At 69.5% G+C, this 1,290-nt stretch carries 1 protein-coding gene; it reads left to right on the top strand.

Annotation, left to right across the window (positions count from 1 at the left end):
- A partial coding sequence (locus tag MBA17_RS49015) for an acetyl-CoA carboxylase biotin carboxylase subunit (protein ID WP_238505830.1) occupies positions 1–1,290 on the top strand: 1,290 nt, incomplete at both ends.

The following is a 1,290-nucleotide window of genomic DNA, read 5'->3' as shown; positions in this document are numbered from 1 at the left end:
GCGGAGTCGTATCTGTCGGTCGAGAAGCTGCTGGATGTGGCGCGGCGGTCGGGTGCTGATGCGGTTCATCCTGGTTATGGGTTTCTGGCGGAGAACGCGGGGTTCGCGCGGGCGGTGATCGAGGCGGGGCTGGTGTGGGTGGGGCCGCCGCCGTCGGCGATCGATGCGCTGGGGGACAAGGTGCGGGCGCGGCATATCGCGCAGAAGGTGGGTGCGCCGTTGGTGGCGGGGACCACTGATCCGGTGTCGGGGGCGGCGGAGGTGGTGGCGTTCGCGCGGGAGCATGGGCTGCCGGTGGCGATCAAGGCTGCGTATGGCGGGGGCGGGCGGGGGTTGAAGGTGGCCCGGACGTTGGCGGAGATTCCGGAGTCGTTCGAGTCGGCGGTGCGGGAGGCGGTGGCCGCGTTCGGGCGGGGTGAGTGTTTCGTGGAGCGGTATCTGGATCGGCCGCGGCATGTGGAGACGCAGTGTCTGGCTGATGTGCACGGCAATGTGGTGGTGGTCTCGACGCGGGATTGTTCGTTGCAGCGGCGGCATCAGAAGCTGGTGGAGGAGGCGCCCGCGCCGTTTTTGTCGGGGGCGCAGGTGGAGGTGCTGACGCGGAGTTCGAAGGCGATTTTGCGGGAGGCGGGGTATGTGGGGGCGGGGACGTGTGAGTTTCTGGTGGGGCGGGATGGGACGGTGTCGTTTCTGGAGGTGAACACCCGGTTGCAGGTGGAGCATCCGGTGACGGAGGAGGTGACGGGGATCGATCTGGTGCGGGAGATGTTCCGGATCGCGGGTGGTGAGGAGTTGGGGTATGGGGATCCGCCTGCGCGGGGGCATTCGATCGAGTTCCGGGTCAATGCGGAGGATCCGGGGCGGGGGTTCTTGCCGGCTGCGGGGACGTTGACGCGGTGGCGGCCGCCTTCGGGGCCGGGGGTGCGGTTGGACAGCGGGTATGAGCAGGGGATGACGGTTCCGCAGGTGTTCGATTCGCTGGTGGCGAAGTTGGTGGTGACGGGTCGTACGCGGGGGGAGGCGCTGGCGCGTTCGCGGCGGGCGCTGGCGGAGTTCGTGGTGGAGGGGATGCCGACGGTGCTGGCGTTCCATCGTGCGGTGGTGGATGATCCGGCGTTCACGGGGGAGCCGTTCGCGGTGCATACGCGGTGGATCGAGACCGAGTTCGCGGGGGTGATCGAGCCGTATGCGGGGGCTGCGGCGGCGGTTGCGGAGGGGGAGCCGGCCGGGCGTGAGCACATCACGGTCGAGGTGGGCGGCAAACGGCTGGAGGTCGTCCTGCCCGCCGGC

Origin of the sequence: Dolomitihabitans soli, assembly GCF_022213955.1 — a bacterium.
GTDB classification, from domain to species: domain Bacteria; phylum Actinomycetota; class Actinomycetes; order Streptosporangiales; family Streptosporangiaceae; genus Streptosporangium_A; species Streptosporangium_A soli.
The sequence above is the reverse complement of the archived record's forward strand: the minus strand, read 5'-3'. Positions and strand labels throughout refer to the sequence as shown.